Origin of the sequence: Dietzia sp. DQ11-44 (genome assembly GCF_014145205.1) — a bacterium.
Taxonomy (GTDB): Bacteria; Actinomycetota; Actinomycetes; order Mycobacteriales; family Mycobacteriaceae; genus Dietzia; species Dietzia natronolimnaea.
Window position 1 is genome coordinate 1 of sequence record NZ_JAALEC010000588.1, and the last position, 1,051, is coordinate 1,051.

At 72.8% G+C, this 1,051-nt stretch carries 1 protein-coding gene; it reads left to right on the forward strand.

What is annotated here, in order from left to right:
* A partial coding sequence (cofG, locus tag G6018_RS13860; RefSeq protein ID WP_182639921.1) for a 7,8-didemethyl-8-hydroxy-5-deazariboflavin synthase CofG occupies nt 1-1,051 on the forward strand: 1,051 nt, incomplete at both ends.

Sequence of the window (1,051 nt, forward strand, 5' to 3'; positions counted from 1 at the left end):
GCGCCGGGCCTCCGACGGGCTCACCCTCGACGTGACCGAGGCGGCGGTGTTGCTGGCCGCGCGCGGAGACGATCTCGTCCGGCTGACCGGGCTGGCGGCCGCGCGTCGCGACGCCCGCCTCCTCGACGAGGGGCGTCCGGGGGTGGTGACGTACTCCCGCAAGGTGTTCGTCCCGCTCACCCGCCTGTGCCGCGACCGCTGCCACTACTGCACCTTCGTCACCGTGCCGGGGAAACTCCGGGCCGCCGGCGAGGGCATGTTCCTCGACCCCGACGAGGTGGTGGACCTGTGCCGGCGCGGCGCGGAGGCCGGGTGCAAGGAGGCGCTCTTCACGTTGGGCGACCGACCGGAGGACCGGTGGCCCGAGGCGAGGGAGTGGCTCGAATCGCGCGGCTTCTCCTCGACGCTGGACTACGTCCGGGCCATGGCCATCCGGGTGTTGGAGGAGACCGGTCTGCTGCCGCACCTCAATCCCGGCGTGATGAGCTGGTCGGAGATGTCCACCCTCAAGCCGGTCGCACCGTCCATGGGGATGATGCTCGAGACCACGGCCACGAGGTTGTTCACCACCCCGGGTGCGTGTCACCACGGCAGCCCGGACAAGGACCCGGCCGTGCGGCTGCGCACCCTGACCGACGCGGGGCGTCTCGCGGTGCCGTTCACCTCGGGGATCCTGGTGGGGATCGGGGAGAACAGGACCGAGCGGGCCGACAGTCTGCTCGCGCTGGCCGGGCTGGCCAGGGAGTTCGGACACCTCCAGGAGGTGATCGTCCAGAACTTCCGGGCCAAGCCCGACACCGCCATGCGCGACTCGGCCGACGCGGACACCGACGAGTTCCTCGCCGCGATCGCCGTCGCGCGCCTGGTGCTCGACCCGCGGGTCGCCGTCCAGGCCCCGCCGAACCTGGTCGACCGGCAGGACGTGCTGGCCCTCATCGGCGCGGGGGTGGACGACCTGGGCGGCATCTCCCCGCTCACACCCGACCACGTCAACCCCGAGCGGCCGTGGCCGCATCTGGAGGGACTGACCGCCGACCTGGCGGCGGCGGGC